Origin of the sequence: Actinomycetospora chibensis (assembly GCF_028737215.1) — a bacterium.
GTDB classification, from domain to species: Bacteria; Actinomycetota; Actinomycetes; order Mycobacteriales; family Pseudonocardiaceae; genus Actinomycetospora; species Actinomycetospora chibensis.
In genome coordinates, this window is record NZ_JAQZAM010000002.1 from 149,393 (window position 1) to 164,902 (window position 15,510).

Sequence of the window (15,510 nt, forward strand, 5' to 3'; positions counted from 1 at the left end):
GAGCGTACGCAGGCGCCCGCCGTGCGTCAGAGCAGGCCGAGGCGGGTGAGCTCGGGGCCCTGGTCGGCCACGGAGGTCGAACCGAACGACGAGAACAGCGCGCGGACGCGCAGCGCGGCGTCCGGGCCGACGCCGGCGAGCTCGACGGCCAGCGCGTCGCCGTCGGTGATCGCGAGCGCGTCACCGATGCGTTCCTCGACGGGGGTCTCGGCGCCCGGGGCGAGGGCGCGCAGCGTGGCCACGAGCAGGTTCAGCCAGCCGTGGTGGGTGAAGCCGGTGACGTGGTCGGTGTGCCGCACCGCGGACTGCAGGCCGATGCTCGCCGTGAACGACCGTCCCGCGCCGACGGCCAGGGCCACGAAGCCGGCCACGTCGGGGATGCCCGGGAAGGCACCGGCGCGCCCGCCGCCGCAGCGCAGCTTGGGGCGGCAGCCGTGGTCGACGACGCGGCGCACGCCGTCGAGCCAGTCCGACGAACCGTCGGCGTCGGGACGGCGCGGCTCGACGACGGCCACGACGTCCTCGGGCACGAACTCGGTGACGCGCTCGAGCCAGACCGTGTCGACGTCGTGGGGCGCCGGCATCTCGACCGTGCGGGGATCGAGCAGGGCCGCCCGCGACGAGGTCAGCGAGAGCGCCTTGGGGACACCGCCGAGGCCGGTGTCGACCGCGAGCGCGACGGGGACGGGCGCGGCGGGCCTGCGCTTCACGAGCTCCGCGACGAGCTCGGAGAGCCGGGACACGGGGACCACCAGCGAGCCGAGCAGCCCGCCGGCGTCGGCGGCGCGCGCCGCGAGGTGCTCGTCGACGACCGTCGCCATGGACGGGCGCGTGCCCTCGTCCACGAGCGCCGCATTGTCGACGATCGCGCGGAGCAGCGGGGGAACACCGTCGACCGGTGCCCCGCCGGCCTGAGGGACGGTGGACACGTCCGCACGGTAGCGGGCGGCCCGCGACGGCCCCGGCACCGGCCCGGGGATCCAGATCGGTCTCGCGACGAGCGCCGAAGTTTGGTTAGGCTCCCCTCAGTTCGCCGGACCGAGGGAGCCCGATGGCCAGGAGTCGACCGCCCGCGCCGCCCGTCCCGACGCCCGCCGAGCGGGCGCGCACCCTGGCGGGGCGTGCCCGGCACGCCGCCGTCATCGGTGAGCCCGAGCAGTCCGACGGCGACCTGCGGGCCGCCCCGACCCTGCACCACGTGCCCGCCACCGGGGCCGCGACGCTCCAGTTCCCCGACGACCACGCCCTGGTGCTGGCCGCCCGCGAGCGGGGCGACGCCCTGCTGCCGGTGATGCTCGAGCTCAGCGACGTCGCCCCGGTGTCCGTGCGCCGCCCCGTCCGCGGCCTGCTCTGGATATCGGGCCGCCTGCGGGTCCTGCCGCTGCGCGTCGCCCGCCGGGCCGCGCTGCGCATCGCCGCCGAGCAGCCCGACGAGCGGCTCCTCGACGTCGGGCACGGCGAGACGCTCCTGCGCCTCGAGCCGACGATGGTCGTGCTCTCCGACGCGGAGGGCACCGAGGCGCTCGCCCCGACCGCCGTGGCCGCCGCGCCCCCGGACCCCGTCGCCGCCACCGGCGACGCGTGGCTCGCCCACCTCGCCGCCGCGCACGCGAACACGCTGTCGGCGCTCGTGCCGCGGCTCCCCGTTCATCTGCGGCGCCCCGGGAACCGCATCGCCCCGCTCGGCGTCGACCGCCACGGCCTGCGGCTGCGCATCGAGACCGAGGACCCCGACGCCACCGACCACGACGTGCGCCTGCCGTTCGACGCGCCGCTGTCGTGCCCCGGTCAGCTCGGCGAGGCCGTCCGCTCCCTCATCGGATGCCCCGGCGAGGTGCCGGGCGTGCGGCCTACGTCGCGTCGCGCAGCGGGCGCGTGATCTTCCGCTCCGCGACGAACGAGACGAACGGGATCGTGCCCGCCAGCGCCACGAGCACCGCGCGACCGACCGGCCAGCGGTCGCGGTAGGCGAGGTCCGCGGTCAGCAGCAGGTAGCCCATGTACAGGAAGCCGTGGATCGGGCCGACGATCGCGACGACGGTGCCGTTGCCGGCCAGGTACTTCAGCGGCATCCCGACCAGGACGAGCACGAGCAGGCCCACACCGACCACCCAGGCTCCGACCCGGTAGCGCTTGAGCGCGGCGACGACGTCGGGGGTGGGCCGGGCGGGCGCACGGGTGGTCACGACGGATCGCTCTCCTTCTCGGGGGTCCTCCCGCGGGCCGCGAGCTCGGCCAGCATCGCGTTGTACTGCGCGCGTCCCGGGCCCGGGTCGGCGCCGGCGTCGAGGCCGCCCTCGCGCACGCCGACCGGGCGCGGCCCGAACGGGGAGTCCGCGGCGACGGCCCGCACGGGCCGGAGCCCGCGGTCGGCGGGCGCCTCGGCGGCGCGCACCTCGGCCAGCGCCTTCGCCTCGGCGCGCAACATCCGCCACCACAGGGCGGCGAAGAACAGGCCGAACAGCGGCCACTGGAACGCGTAGCCGGCGTTGAGCAGCGACCCGCCGGGCGACTCCGCGCGCACCACCTGCCACCAGGCCATGAGGCCGCAGACCACGACCGCCGCGAGCGCGAACAGCGTCCACCCGATCCACCGGGGCGTGACGAGCAGGCGCAGCACGGTGTCGAGGTTACCGACGCCGGGGCGGGGCCGCGGTCAGGCCGCGGAGCGGTCGTCGGAGGGCTCGATCACCTCGGAATCACCTCGGACGGCGGCCCGGGAGTGCCCGACCAGCCCGCCGAACCGCCGAGAGGAGCGCCCCGACGGCGGGCTCGACGGTCCGGTGGCCCCGCCCGGGCGTGCGCCTAGCCTGGGCCCGTGATCAGCCGGGAGACGTGGCGGGCATGGCTGCGTCCCGCTCCCCCGGCCGGCGTCGTCGTCCTCGATCCGCCCGGGCGCCGCCTGCTGCGCACCGAGCTCGTCGTGGTCTTCGCGGTGACGCTCGGGCTGTCGGGTGTGCGGAGCCTGATCTCGCTGCTCGACGCACTGTCCTCGCCGGTGCCGCTGGACCAGCGTCAGGTGGCCATCGACGAGAGCCTCGCCCGCAACCCGTGGGCCGACCTCGCGGCGCAGCTCGCGGGCTCGCTCGCCCTCGTCGCGTGGGGCGCCCTCGGGCTCTACCTGCTCGTCCGGAGCGGGTCAGGGCCGCGCGACGTCGGGCTCGACGGGCGGCGTCCCGGGCGCGACGCGCTGTCCGCGGTGGGCCTGGCCGCGCTGATCGGCATCCCCGGCCTCGCGCTCTACCTGGCCGCGCGCTCGCTGGGCCTGAACACCACCGTCGTCCCCTCGCTGCTGGAGGACCACTGGTGGCGGGTGCCGGTCCTGGTCGTCTCGGCGGTGGCGAACGCCTGGGCCGAGGAGATCCTGGTGGTCGGCTACCTGCTCCACGGCCTGCGGCGCCTCGGCGTCGGCGAGAACCGCGCGCTGGCGATCTCGGCCGCCCTGCGCGGGTCGTACCACCTGTACCAGGGCTTCGGCGGCGGGCTGGGCAACCTGCTCATGGGCCTGGTGTTCGGGCGGTACTGGCAGCGCACCGGCCGGCTGTGGCCCCTCGTCGGCGCCCACGCGCTGCTCGACGTCGTCGCCTTCGTCGGCTCGGCGCTGCTGGCCGGTGTGCTGCCGTTCCTGCCCGCGTGAGTGTCAGCGGCGTGCGCCGCAGACGTCGAGTGTCCGGGTCAGGGGAGCACGCCGATAGGGCCACGCACTCGCCGGCGTCTAGGAGATGATCTTGTGGCGGGAGCGCGCCATCATGTTCTCCGGCGCCGGGTCCATGCCGGCCTCGGCGAACAGCTCGTCCATGCGGCCCGGGATGTTCTCGGCGTCCCAGCGGTGCCCGTCGCCGCGGATCTCGGCCACCGACGTGAACGGCTGGTAGAGCTCGATCGAGTCGCCCTGGACGCCGAACACCTTGCCGCTGATGTGCGACGACGCGTCGGAGGCGAGGTAGGCCACGAACGGCCCGACGTTGTCGGGGTCGAAGAAGTCGAACTCGCCGCGCTCGAGGCTCGCCCGGCGGTCCTCGCGCACGTCCGGGGGCAGCAGTGCCTCGGTCATGCGGGTCAGCGCCGAGGGCGCGATCGCGTTCGAGGTGACGTTGTAGCGGGCCATCTCCATCGCCACGATCGTCGAGAACGCCGCGATGCCGGCCTTGGCTGCGCCGTAGTTCGCCTGCCCGAAGTTGCCGAGGATGCCCGAGGTCGACGCCGTGTGCACCAAGTGCCCGGGCCGCTCGTTCTCCCGCCAGTAGCGGCAGGCCGCGCGCGTCGGGGCGAAGTGCCCGCGCAGGTGGACGCGGACGACGTCGTCCCACTCGGCGTCCGACATCTTCACCAGCGTCCGGTCGCGCAGGATGCCCGCGTTGTTGACCACCGCGTCCAGCGCGCCGAACCGCTCGACGGCCGTGGCGACGAGCGCGTCGGCGACGTCGGCGTCGGAGACGTCGCCCGGCACGGCGGCCGCGCGCCCCCCGGCGGCGGTGATCTCGCCGACGACCTCCTCACCGGCGTCGGCGTCGAACTCGGCGACGACGACGGCCGCCCCCTGCCGTGCGCACTCCAGCGCCTCGCCCCGCCCGATGCCGCGACCGGCTCCGGTGACGACGACCACCTTGTCCTCGAGGAGTCCCATGGCGCGCACAGTAGATCGGGCGTCCTACCCTCGCCGAGGTGGATGCGCCGCGCGTGGACTCCGAGGTCGGCGCGCTGCGCACGGTCGTCCTGCACCGTCCCGGCCCCGAGCTCGAGCGCCTGACCCCGCGCAACGCCGATCGCCTGCTCTTCGACGGCATCCCCTGGGTGGAGCGCGCCCAGGTCGAGCACGACGCCTTCGCCGACCTGCTGCGCGCCCACGGCGTGCGGGTCCTCCTGCTCGGAGACGTGCTCGTCGAGGCGCTCGCGAGCCCGGCCGCGCGCGAGGCCGGGATCGCCGACGCCGTCGACGAGCGGGCGCTGGGACGCGAGCTCGGCGAGGCGGTGCGTGCCGAGCTGCGAGGGTTCGACGACGCCGAGCTGGCCGCGGCCCTCATCGGCGGGCGTGCGTTCGCCGAGCTCGGTGTGACGGGAAGCTCACTGGTGCGCGCCATGTCCGCGCCGCACGACTTCGCCGTCGACCCGCTCCCCAACCTCATGTTCACGCGCGACTCGTCGATCCGGGTCGGCCCGCGCGTCGTGGCCTCGTCGATGGGGATGCCGGCGCGCCGGCGGGAGGCCTCGCTGGTCGCGCTCGCCCAGCGCCACCACCCGGAGCTCGGCGTCGTCGCGCCGACCGCGCCCCGCGACCCCCTATCGGTGTACTCCTCTGATCCTGCGGTCGAGGGCGGCGACGTGCTGCTGCTCGCGCCCGGGGTGCTGGCGGTCGGGGTGGGCGAGCGCACGAGCCCCGCCGGCGCCGAGTCGTTCGCGCGGGCGATGTTCGCCGACGGCCTCGCGCACACCGTCCTCGCGGTCCCGATCGCCCAGCGCCGGGCGACGATGCACCTCGACACGGTCGCGACCATGGTCGACACCGACACGATGGTCATCTACCCCGGCGTGCTCGACGGGCTCGAGGCGTGGACGGTGCGCCCGGACGGCCCGGACCACCTCGACATCCGCGGCCCCGAGCCGTTCCGGCCGGCCGCGGCGCGCGCCATGGGCATCGACGAGCTGCGGGCCGTCGACACCGGGGTCGAGTCCGTCGCCGCCGAGCGCGAGCAGTGGGACGACGGCAACAACACCCTCGCGCTCGCGCCCGGCCGCGTCGTCGCCTACGAGCGCAACACCACGACGAACGCCCGGCTCGGGGCCGCCGGGATCGAGGTGCTGACGATCGCCGGGTTCGAGCTCGGCTCCGGACGCGGTGGCCCGCGGTGTCTGTCCTGCCCCTGGGAACGTGCCCCCGTCGAGTGATGGGGTGCACGTTCGGCGCAGCGTGGCGTGCATCCAGCCACAGAGGGCTTCCCGTGACTGCGACGACACCGCACCAGGCCTAGCGTCGATTCCGTGCTGAAGAAAGCGGATCGGCGCACGCCGGCGAACCCGCTACGACGGCTGTCCGGACGCGAGTGGGCCGCCATGGAGCCCACGTGGCGCGACGCCAAGGTCGGCGTCATCGACGCGGCGCTCGCGCGCGCCACGGCCCGTCCGTCGGGCAACTGGTACGTCGTCGGCGCGAGCCGCGACGTCCGCACCGGCACCCCGTTCGGCACCACGGTCGCCGGGGTCGAGCTCGTGCTCTGGCGTTCTCCCAGCCAGGAGAACGGTGGGCGGGGCTCGCTGCACGCCGGGCCCGGCGCGTGCCCGCACCTCGGCGCGGACATGAGCACCGCCGTGCAGTCGGGCTGCGAGCTGATCTGCCGCTGGCACGGCCTCGCCCTCGGGCCGTCGGGACGCGCGGGCTGGCGCACGCTGCCCGCGTTCGACGACGGCGCGCTGGCCTGGGTGCGCCTCGACGCCGTCGGCGGCGAGGAGCCCACCGACGCGCCGATCCTGCCGGAGCGCCCGGACGTCGACGAGAGCCTCGTGGCCGTGGCGTCGATGGTCGGCACCTGCGAGCCCGCCGACGTCCTCGCGAACCGGCTCGACCCCTGGCACGGCGCGTGGTTCCACCCGCACTCGTTCGCCGACCTGCGCGTCGAGCGCGCGCCCGGGCGCGACGCGAGCGAGGAGGACGACCACTTCGACCTCGAGGTGGCGTTCCGGATCTCGAAGAACTGGGGCGTGCCCGTGCGCGCCCGGTTCACCTGCCCGGAGCCGCGCACGATCGTCATGCACATCACCGAGGGCGAGGGCGCCGGCAGCGTCGTCGAGACCCACGCGACCCCGCTGGCCCCGCACCCCGACGGGCGGCCCCGCACCGCGGTGGTCGAGGCGACGATCGCCCACTCCGCCCGCCCGGGCTTCGTCCACGCCCGCCGCGTCCAGACCCTCGTGCGCCCGATGATGGAGTGGGCCGCCAAGCGCCTCTGGACCGACGACATCGAGTACGCCGAGCGCACCTACGCCGTGCGCGCCGCCCGCCGTCGCGGCTGACGGACGTCGCCTCAGCGGCGTCCGAGCACCGTGTGGACGATGCCGCGCTGCCAGCCGTCGACGGGACGGGTGTGGACCTCGCGCAGCCCGGCGTCGCGCAGGCGCTGCTCGAGCCGTCCGAGGCCGTCGAAGGCCAGGACGCTGCGCCAGAGGTACCGGTAGAGCGAGGCGTCGCCGGTGACGCGCCACCCGAGCGGGATGATCACCGCCCAGCACACGGCGCTCCAGACACCGCGCGAGTAGGCCGAGTCGGCCACCGCGTACTCGTGCACCGCGATCGGGGCCCCGGGCGCGAGATGGTCGACGAGAACGCCGACGCCCGCGTCGCGGTCGGGCAGGTTGCGGACGAGGTAGGCGGCGAGCAGGCCGTCGAACGGGCCCTCGAGGCCTTCGGCCGCCAGCGCGTCGTGCAGGTTCTCGGCCCGCGCGTGCACGAACCGCACGGTCTCCGGCCAGGACTTCTCGCGGGCGCGGGCGAGCATCTCGGCCGACGCGTCGACCGCGACGACGCGGGCCTGCGGGTAGGTCTCGACGAGCGCCGCCGTCGAGAGGCCCGTGCCGCACCCGACGTCGAGCAGGACGGCGCCGGCGCCGGCGTCGGGCAGGCCGAGGCGACGGGCCGACAGGCGCAGGTGGTCGTGGTAGCCGGGGTTCGCGCCGACGAGGCGGTCGTAGGACGTGGCGTCCTGGTCGAACTGGGCGGAGACCCCCGCCGCTGCGGTCGCGCGGTCGAAGCCGGGGCGCGGACGGGGACGCAGCGACCGCCAGGCCGGCGGGACCAGCGCCACACCGGCCGCGGCGAGGGCGAGCACGGCCGGGAAGCGGAGACGCGAACGCGAGATCACGCGCGCATCCTGCCCGGTGGCGTCCGATCGGGCGCTTCGTGGTGGGCCGAGGTGCGTCCACTCGGCTCCCAGCATCGGCGTGTCGCGCGATCGAGGATGTGGCGATCCTGGCGTTCAGTGCCAGCGTGGACGCAGCGCTGGCACCGGAGGTGCGCCGCCCGGCGAAGCTGAGAGCCGGTCCCAGCAGACGGAGCAGGTGTTCACCCGATCAGGGGAAGAGAGTGTGCCTGGGCGCGTCGCAGGCGCCCGTCGCCGCGCCGCGGGCGGACCGGCTCTCAGACGCGCCGGAGCCGCGGATCCACGGTGCCTACCGTCCGCCCCGTGCAACAACGGTCAACACGCGCCGTGTGGGTGGCGGTCCTCGCCGCCCTCGTGGTGATCCCGGTCGGTCTCGTCGCGGTCCGCGGCGGGGGCAGCTCGGTGCTCGGTGTGCTCTCGGTCGGCCTGGGCCTGCTCGCGCTGACCCTGCTCGTGGTCGTCGTGGTGGTCCCCTCGCGGGTGCGGGCGCTGACCCGGGCCTTCGGGGTCGAGAAGATCCTGGGCCTGCACCGCTGGCTGGGCACCCTGGCGATCGTCCTCGTCGGCATCCACATGGCCGTCGCCATCCTCAACCACCCGACCCTGCTCAACCCCTTCCAGGGCACCGCGGCCGCGCGGGCCGGCTGGAGCTCGGTCGGCGGGCTGCTCCTGGTCGGGTTCGTCGCGGTCCGCGGCCGGCGTCCCGGCGCGCGCTACGAGATCTGGGCACGGCTGCACGTCCTGCTCGCCGGCGCCGCGCTCGTCCTCGCCGGCCTGCACGTCCTGTGGCTGGGCAACCTCGTCGCCGACCCCGTGATGCGCGTCGTGCTCTCGGCGCTCGTGCTGGTGCTGCTCGGGGTGCTCGCCCACCGCTGGGTGTGGCGCCCGCTGTTCTCGCGCCAGGGCGCCTACGTCGTCTACGGCGTGCGCCGCGAGAGCGAGACGGTGAGCACGCTGGTGCTCGCCCCGGTGCACCTGCGCCGCGGCGGCCTGCGGTTCGCGCCCGGCCAGTTCGTCTGGCTGCGCCTCAAGCGCGGGGTGGTCGGCGCCGAGGAGCACCCGTTCACGATCGCGTCCAGCGCGCGGGTGACCGGACGCATCGAGCTCACCGTGCGCGACCAGGGCGACTTCTCCGGCCTCCTGTCGACGCTGCGCACCGGCAGCAAGGTGTGGCTCGACGGGCCGCACGGCTCGTTCTCGACCGAGGCCGCCCCCGGCTCGGCCGGGCTCGTGCTGCTCGCCGGCGGGGTCGGCATCACCCCGATGATGAGCATGCTGCGCACGCTCGCCGACCGGGGCGACACCCGCACGCACCGGCTCGTGCTCGCCGAGCGGGGCACCGAGCCGCTGTTCGCCGACGAGCTCACGGCCCTCGCCCGTCGCCTCGACCTGCGGGTCACGCGCACCGACGGGCGCCGCATCGACGCCGACCTGCTCGCCGAGGTCCTGCCCGCCGAGACCGCCGCCCGCCAGGCGCTCGACTACTTCGTCTGCGGCTCGCCCTCGGTGCTCGCGGGCTCGCTGGCGGCGCTCGACCAGATCGGGATCCCGGCGCCGCGCATCCACACCGAGCAGTTCGGGTGGTCCGGCGCGATCCCCCTGCAGGCCGGCGGAGAGCCCGCCGGGGTCGCGGGGAACGAGGCCACGGGTGGGCGACGTCAGGGCTCCAAGCACGGTCGCCGCAGCGTACGGACATGAGCGAGGGGTCGGGGCCGGCGCGCCCTGACCTAGACTCGGACGCATGACCGCCGCGCAGTCGAAGTTCCACGAGCTGCTGCGGACGCAGATCCGCAACGAGTTCACGGCATCGCAGCAGTACACGGCGGTGGCCGTGCACTGCGACGACCAGGATCTCCCGCAGCTCGCCGCGCACTTCTACGCCCAGGCGCTCGAGGAGCGCAACCACGCGATGGGCATGGTGCAGTACCTGCTGGACAACGACCTGCCGATCACCATCCCGGGCATCGACGCCGTGCGGAACGACTTCGCGTCGCTCGAGGACGTCGTGGAGCTGGTGCTGCGCCAGGAGCAGACGGTCACCGACCAGATCGCCACGCTCGCGCGCACGGCCCGCGACGAGGGCGACTACCTGGGCGAGCAGTTCATGCAGTGGTACCTCAAGGAGCAGGTCGAGGAGGTCGCCTCGATGACCACGCTCCTGCGCATCGTGCGCCGCGCCGGCGACAACCTCTTCCACGTCGAGGACTTCGTCGCCCGCGAGATGTCACCCGACGTCGGTACCGACCCCACCGCTCCGCCCGCCGCCGGCGGCAACGCGATCGTCAGCGGGGGCTGAGACACCGGTCCCGACAGTCCCGGCAGTCCCGACTGACAGCACCGCCTCCCGTCCCGCCGGGCGCAGGTCGGGGGCGAGCAGCTCGGTCAGGTCGGTGACGACGCGGATCGTCACGAGCGCCACCACCGCGGCCGCGACGTCGGCGACGGCGTGCAGCAGCACCGCGTCGGCCAGCGCCTGCGTGCTGTCCCCGAGTCCGCGCAGCACGGCCAGGACTCCGAGCACGACGCTCGCGACCCACGCGAGCCACCACTGCCGCACGGGGCGCGACGGCCGCGGCCGCTCGTCGGCGGGACGACCCGACGCGGCGTGCTCGACCTCGGTGAGCGCGGCCCCGGGGATCGTGAGGTTCGGGCCGGGCAGCAGGCTCCCGAGCACCACCGCCCAGTCCCGCCGGGCGGGACGCGTCCCGGAGATCGTGGCGGCGATGCCGCGCGCGAGCAGCAACCAGCGCAGGAAGAGCACGCCGGTCGCGACGGCCGCGACGGGCGTGAGGAGCCCGATGAGCGTGACCAGCGCGTCGGAGAACGCGAGCGGCGCCGAGGAGAGGGCCTCGGAACGGCTGGCCACGAGCAGGCCGTAGCGCCACAGCTCGGCGAGCGCGGCGATCCCGGCGAGCACCGCGGTCGTCATCGCCAGGCGGCCGAGGAGCCCGGTGGTGCCCCGGAGGACGGCCTCCGGATCGCGGGGCGGCGTGGTCGGGAGCGGGCCCTCGTCGCCGCCCGGCTCCGGCGCGGGCATCCAGGTCCGGAGGCTCCAGCGCGGGACGGCGGGATAGCGCGGCGGGCCCGCGTACGGCCGCCGCGGTACGCGGGGCTCGCGGGGCCGCAACGCGTCCGGGGGCAGCGCCACCCACCGGACGCCGGCGAGGACGCGGCCGCAGTGCACGCAGTAGCGGGTCGCGCCCGTGCGGGGCGCGCCCGGGGAGTCCGGCGGCGGCTGGGGCCGCCCACACCGCGGGCAGGTCACCGACGCCTCCCCACTCCTCAGACCACCCGGGCCGGTCCGGGCCCCTCGGTGGTCATCGGACGGCCCTCGGCCTCCCAGGCCAGCATCCCGCCGGTGACGTTGACGGCTTCGTGGCCGCGCTGGGCGAGGAACATCGTGACCTGGGCCGAGCGTCCGCCGACCTTGCACACGACGGCGAGCGGGCCCTCCGGGATCTCGTCGAGACGCCCGGTGATCTGCGACATCGGCAGATGCACCGCGTCCGGCGCATGCCCGGCGGCCCACTCCTCGTCCTCACGGACGTCGAGCAGCGTCGCCCCGGCCGGGATCTCGCCGGGGCCGACCGAGGGGAGTCCGGGGTGGCTCACCACTCCATCCCATCACGACCCCCCTGTGGTCGCAGCGAAGCCCGCCACCCCGGGTGGGGTGACGGGCTCCGGAGCCTGCGGGTGGTCGGCGGGTCAGTGGTCGGCGGCGGTGCGGGACGCGCCCGCGCCGGTCATCGACCGGACCTCCATCTCGGAGAACTTGGCCTCGTTCACCGGCTCCCGCGCACCGACGTACGTACCGATCACGCCGAGCAGGAAGGACAGCGGGATCGACACGATGCCCGGGTTCTGGAGCGGGAAGATCGCGAAGTCGACGGTCTCGCCGAAGATCGCCGTCGCGCTGCCCGACACCACCGGCGAGAAGATGATCAGCAGGATGCAGATCGCCAGGCCGCCGTAGATGCTGAACAGGGCCCCGGTGGTGTTGAACTTCTTCCAGAACAGCGAGTACAGCAGCGTCGGCAGGTTCGCCGAGGCGGCCACCGCGAAGGCCAGGGCCACGAGGAAGGCGACGTTCTGGCCGTTGGCCAGGATGCCTCCGACGATGGCGACGATGCCGACGACCAGGGCGGTCCGGCGGGCGACCTTGACCTCCATGCCCGGCTCGGGCTTCCCCTCCTTGATCACGCTCGCGTAGATGTCGTGCGCGAACGAGGCCGCGGCGGTGATCGTCAGGCCGGCGACCACGGCGAGGATCGTCGCGAACGCGATCGCCGCGACGATGCCGAGCAGCAGGGTGCCGCCGAGCTGGAAGGCGAGCAGCGGGGCCGCGTCGTTGACGTTGGCCGAGCTGAGCGTGCCCCGCGGCAGCAGTGCGGCGGCGCCGTAGCCGATGACCAGGGTGAACAGGTAGAAGATCCCGATGATCCAGATCGCCCACTGCACCGAGCGGCGCGCCTCCTTGGCGGTCGGCACCGTGTAGAAGCGCATCAGGATGTGCGGCAGACCCGCGGTGCCGAGGACCAGCGCGAGGGAGAGCGACAGGAAGTCGATCTTCGTCGTCACCGTCTTGCCGTACTGGTTGCCGGCGTCCAGGAGGGGCTTGCCGGTGTTCTCGACGGCCGCGCCCAGCAGGCCCGACAGGTTGAACCCGTAGAGACCGAGCACCCACACCGTCATCACCGCGGCGCCGATGACCAGCAGGGTCGCCTTGATGATCTGCACCCACGTGGTGCCGCGCATGCCGCCGTAGAGCACGTAGATGACCATGAGGATGCCGACGACCGCGATGACGAGCGACTGCCCGTCGAAGGGCGTGCCCGGCACGTTCTTGACGCCCAGCAGCAGCGAGATCAGACCGCCGGCGCCGGCCATCTGCGCCAGCAGGTAGAAGAAGGACACCAGGAGCGTGGACACCGCCGCGGCGGCACGCACCGGGCGCTGGCGCATCCGGAAGCTCAGGACGTCGCCCATGGTGAAGCGCCCGACGTTGCGGAGGAGCTCGGCGACGAGCAGCAGCGCGGTGAGCCAGGCGACGAGGAAGCCGATCGAGTACACGAAGCCGTCGTAGCCGTTGAGGGCGATCGCACCGGCGATGCCGAGGAACGACGCCGCCGAGAGGTAGTCACCCGAGATCGCGATGCCGTTCTGGGGCCCGGTGAACGAGCTGCCGGCGGCGTAGTAGTCCGAGGCGGTGCTGGAGGAGCGACTGACCCGGTAGACGATCACCAGGGTCACCACGACGAAGAGGGTGAAGATCCCGATGTTGAGCGCCGGGCTGCCGATCTGAGTGCTCACAGCTTCTCCTCCACGCGCTGCCGCAGCGCCTCGGCGTCGTCATCCAGGTTCTTGTTCGCGAACCGGACGTAGAGCGTCGCGATCAGGAAGGTGGACACGAACTGGAGCAGGCCCAGCACCAGGCCCACCGTGAAGTTGGTGCCGCCGATCCGGGTGTCGACCACGCCGTGGGCGAAGTCCGACAGCAGGACGTACACGAGGAACCAGCCGAGGAAGACCGCGGTCATCATGAAGATGAACCCGCGCCAGCGACGGCGCAGGGACCCGAACTCCGGTGAGCTCTGGACCTCCTGGTAGGCGGACGGGGTGGCGTCGAGCGCGCTCGACCCCCCTGGGGTGTCGTCGGTGGCACTCACGAGATCTCCCCGGGGTCGTCCGTCGTCGTCACGATCGGGCAGAACCCTAATCCGCTACCGATCAACCCGATTAGTCCTTTCGTGTGACTACTCACGGCGAAATCACGCGAGGAGCGGATCCGCTGAGCCATCCGATCCCTCCTGTTCGTCCGAATCGTTCGGAACGTCACGGCGCGTGGCATCCACTCACGCAGCGTCGCCGGAAGGTTACGGGACGGAGGAGCGTGGTCAGGCCGAAGGACGCGCGCCACGCCGGACGTCGCCGAGCCCGAGGCGCTCGGGGGCGTGCAGGCGCAGGAGGGTGCGGCCCACGTTCGCGGGAACGCGCTGGGGGGACGATCGGCTCACGAGGACCATGACGAGGAACGTGAGCGGCACCGTGACCAGCGCGGGACGCGCGAGCAGCACCCCGACCGCGCCGCCCGGGGCGACGCCCGCGAGCGTCGACCCGACGGCGAGCACGGCGAGGCCGCCGCCGATGAGCATGCCCATGGTCGCGCCGCGGTCGGTGAGGCCCTTCCACCAGATGCCGAGCACGAGCAACGGGCAGAACGTCGAGGCGGCGAGCGCGAAGGCCAGGGAGACCGTCAGCGAGAAGTCGAGACGGGTGGCGCCGAGGGCGGCGACGATCGGGACCACGCCACCGACGTGTGCGGCGATGCGGAAGTCCCCGAGCTTGCGGGGCAGCAGGTCGGTCGAGAGGACGCCGGCCACCGAGAGCAGGAGCCCCGACGAGGTCGACAGGAACGCCGCGAACGCGCCGGCGGCGACGAGCGCGGCCAGGCCGATGCCGATCCAGCCCGGCAACGCCGCCGTCGGCAGGAGCAGCACCGCCGCGTCCGTCTGGCCGGTGACCAGCAGCTGCGGGACGTAGAGCCGCGACAACGCACCGAGCAGCACGGGCAGCAGGTAGAAGCCGCCCAGCATCACCAGCACCATGAGCGTCGTCCGGCGGGCCGCCCGGCCGTCCGGGTTCGTGTAGAAGCGCACGAGGACGTGCGGAAGGCCCATGGTGCCCAGCAGGAGGGCCAGGACCAGCGAGTACGTCGCGAGCAGGGAGTGCCCGTCCTCGCTGCCCCCGGTCAGCGGCGCGGACCACTCGCCCGCATCGGGGTCGGCGTCGGTGACCACGGGCACCGTGGCCCCGGCCGGGAAGCTCAGCGTGGTGCCGGCGTCCACCGTGTGCAGCCCCGGCGCCCACGACACCGGCCCGTTGACGGTGGCGCCGTCCACCTCGCCGCGCACACCGATGTCGATCGGCGCCGCCACCTGCAGGGTGACCGGTGTGCTCACGTCGACGCTGGTGGCGTCGGTGAACACCGGCGGCGGGGGTGTGCCGTCGCGGTCCGGCCCGAACACGAAGACGGCCAGCAGCACCAGCGCGGGCACGGCCAGCGCGGTCAGCTTGAGCCAGTACTGGAAGGCCTGCACGAAGGTCATCGAGCGCATGCCGCCGAAGGTGACGCTGGCGGTGACCACCAGACCGACGGCCACCACGCCCACCCACTCCGGCGCGGTCGTCAGCACCGTGAGCGCCAGGCCGGCGGCCTGCAGCTGCGGCAGCAGGTAGAGCCAGCCGATGATCACGACGAACCAGGTGGTGACCGTCCGCAGGAGCGTGGAGTCGAGCCGGACCTCGGCGAAGTCCGGCACCGTGTAGGCGCCGGAGCGGCGCAGCGGGGCGGCGACGAAGAACAGCAGCGCGAGGTAGCCCGCCGTGAAGCCGATCGGGTACCAGAGCCCGTCGACGCCGTCCTTGAGCACGATGCCGGCGACGCCCAGGAACGACGCCGCCGAGAGGTACTGCCCGGAGATGGCTGCGGCGTTGGCGCGCGTTCCGACGGTGCGCGAGGCGGCCAGGAAGTCGTCCGTCGTGCGCGCGACCCGCACACCCAGGGAACCGATGACGATCGTGACGATGCCGACGACGACGATGGCGGCCACGGCGACGTACCCGGCGGTCTCCACGCCGG

16 protein-coding genes are annotated in these 15,510 nt (G+C 74.1%); 6 read left to right on the forward strand and 10 right to left on the reverse strand.

All coding sequences use genetic code 11. The features are described from left to right. Positions 1-26 precede the first annotated feature (26 nt). Positions 27-929 carry a hypothetical protein gene (locus PH189_RS03175; RefSeq protein ID WP_274187298.1) on the reverse strand — a complete coding sequence of 301 codons (903 nt, stop codon included), beginning with the start codon at positions 927-929 and terminating at the stop codon, positions 27-29. 122 nt (positions 930-1,051) lie between these two features. On the opposite strand from PH189_RS03175, the gene PH189_RS03180 reads away from it, so the two are divergent. Next, positions 1,052-1,879, forward strand: coding sequence for a DUF2470 domain-containing protein (locus PH189_RS03180; RefSeq protein WP_274187299.1), 828 nt, complete (start codon positions 1,052-1,054; stop codon positions 1,877-1,879). On the opposite strand, the gene PH189_RS03185 is transcribed toward PH189_RS03180, so the two are convergent. Further along, on the reverse strand, positions 1,851-2,186 hold the full coding sequence (locus tag PH189_RS03185; protein WP_274187300.1) for a DUF3817 domain-containing protein: 336 nt from the start codon (positions 2,184-2,186) through the stop codon (positions 1,851-1,853). The genes PH189_RS03180 and PH189_RS03185 overlap by 29 nt on opposite strands. Next, a complete protein-coding gene (locus tag PH189_RS03190) occupies positions 2,183-2,620 on the reverse strand; it encodes a hypothetical protein (RefSeq protein ID WP_274187301.1) in 438 nt (145 codons plus the stop codon). Before PH189_RS03190 ends, PH189_RS03185 begins: the two co-directional genes overlap by 4 nt. Positions 2,621-2,818: 198 nt before the next feature. Between PH189_RS03190 and PH189_RS03195 the strand changes: the two genes are divergently transcribed. Then, positions 2,819-3,637, forward strand: coding sequence for a CPBP family intramembrane glutamic endopeptidase (locus PH189_RS03195; protein WP_274187302.1), 819 nt, complete (start codon positions 2,819-2,821; stop codon positions 3,635-3,637). 78 nt (positions 3,638-3,715) lie between these two features. On the opposite strand, the gene PH189_RS03200 is transcribed toward PH189_RS03195, so the two are convergent. Then, positions 3,716-4,627: an SDR family NAD(P)-dependent oxidoreductase gene (locus tag PH189_RS03200; protein WP_274187303.1), complete on the reverse strand. Its 912-nt coding sequence runs from the start codon at positions 4,625-4,627 to the stop codon at positions 3,716-3,718. Positions 4,628-4,665: 38 nt separating this feature from the next. Here PH189_RS03200 and PH189_RS03205 point away from each other — a divergent pair, with 38 nt between their 5' ends. Continuing rightward, entirely contained in the window at positions 4,666-5,886 is a 1,221-nt protein-coding gene (locus tag PH189_RS03205) for an arginine deiminase (protein ID WP_274187304.1), read from the forward strand. Between the two features lie 165 nt (positions 5,887-6,051). After that, entirely contained in the window at positions 6,052-7,008 is a 957-nt protein-coding gene (locus tag PH189_RS03210) for a Rieske (2Fe-2S) protein (protein ID WP_274187583.1), read from the forward strand. Between the two features lie 11 nt (positions 7,009-7,019). On the opposite strand, the gene PH189_RS03215 is transcribed toward PH189_RS03210, so the two are convergent. After that, positions 7,020-7,766, reverse strand: coding sequence for a class I SAM-dependent methyltransferase (locus PH189_RS03215; RefSeq protein WP_378014949.1), 747 nt, complete (start codon positions 7,764-7,766; stop codon positions 7,020-7,022). A 408-nt stretch (positions 7,767-8,174) separates the two neighbouring features. Here PH189_RS03215 and PH189_RS03220 point away from each other — a divergent pair, with 408 nt between their 5' ends. Both PH189_RS03220 and PH189_RS03225 read left to right on the forward strand, forming a co-directional pair. Beyond that, on the forward strand, positions 8,175-9,569 hold the full coding sequence (locus tag PH189_RS03220) for a ferric reductase-like transmembrane domain-containing protein (protein ID WP_274187306.1): 1,395 nt from the start codon (positions 8,175-8,177) through the stop codon (positions 9,567-9,569). Positions 9,570-9,612: 43 nt separating this feature from the next. Next, the gene (locus PH189_RS03225; protein ID WP_274187307.1) at positions 9,613-10,167 is read left to right on the forward strand and encodes a ferritin; all 555 of its coding nucleotides are present in this window, start codon (positions 9,613-9,615) and stop codon (positions 10,165-10,167) included. On the opposite strand, the gene PH189_RS03230 is transcribed toward PH189_RS03225, so the two are convergent. The 5 genes from PH189_RS03230 to PH189_RS03250 all read right to left on the reverse strand — a co-directional run bounded on the left by PH189_RS03230 (position 10,096) and on the right by PH189_RS03250 (position 15,505). Beyond that, on the reverse strand, positions 10,096-11,136 hold the full coding sequence (locus tag PH189_RS03230; RefSeq protein ID WP_274187308.1) for a DUF4328 domain-containing protein: 1,041 nt from the start codon (positions 11,134-11,136) through the stop codon (positions 10,096-10,098). The genes PH189_RS03225 and PH189_RS03230 overlap by 72 nt on opposite strands. Positions 11,137-11,153: 17 nt before the next feature. Next, complete coding sequence (locus tag PH189_RS03235; RefSeq protein ID WP_274187309.1) at positions 11,154-11,483, reverse strand: rhodanese-like domain-containing protein; 330 nt, start codon at positions 11,481-11,483, stop codon at positions 11,154-11,156. Between the two features lie 93 nt (positions 11,484-11,576). After that, positions 11,577-13,181: a solute symporter family protein gene (locus PH189_RS03240; protein WP_274187310.1), complete on the reverse strand. Its 1,605-nt coding sequence runs from the start codon at positions 13,179-13,181 to the stop codon at positions 11,577-11,579. Continuing rightward, positions 13,178-13,537, reverse strand: a complete 360-nt coding sequence (locus tag PH189_RS03245; protein WP_274187311.1) for a DUF485 domain-containing protein — start codon at positions 13,535-13,537, stop codon at positions 13,178-13,180. Before PH189_RS03245 ends, PH189_RS03240 begins: the two co-directional genes overlap by 4 nt. 228 nt (positions 13,538-13,765) lie before the next feature. Then, entirely contained in the window at positions 13,766-15,505 is a 1,740-nt protein-coding gene (locus PH189_RS03250; protein ID WP_274187312.1) for a sodium/solute symporter, read from the reverse strand. Between the last annotated feature and the right edge of the window lie 5 nt (positions 15,506-15,510).

Excerpts from the sequence above, each read along its gene's own strand:
- PH189_RS03180 (WP_274187299.1), top strand. The coding sequence starts at position 1,052 with ATGGCCAGGAGTCGACCGCCCGCGCCGCCCGTCCCGACGCCCGCCGAG.
- PH189_RS03200 (WP_274187303.1), bottom strand. The coding sequence starts at position 4,627 with ATGGGACTCCTCGAGGACAAGGTGGTCGTCGTCACCGGAGCCGGTCGC.
- PH189_RS03210 (WP_274187583.1), top strand. The coding sequence starts at position 6,052 with ATGGAGCCCACGTGGCGCGACGCCAAGGTCGGCGTCATCGACGCGGCG.
- PH189_RS03225 (WP_274187307.1), top strand. The coding sequence starts at position 9,613 with ATGACCGCCGCGCAGTCGAAGTTCCACGAGCTGCTGCGGACGCAGATC.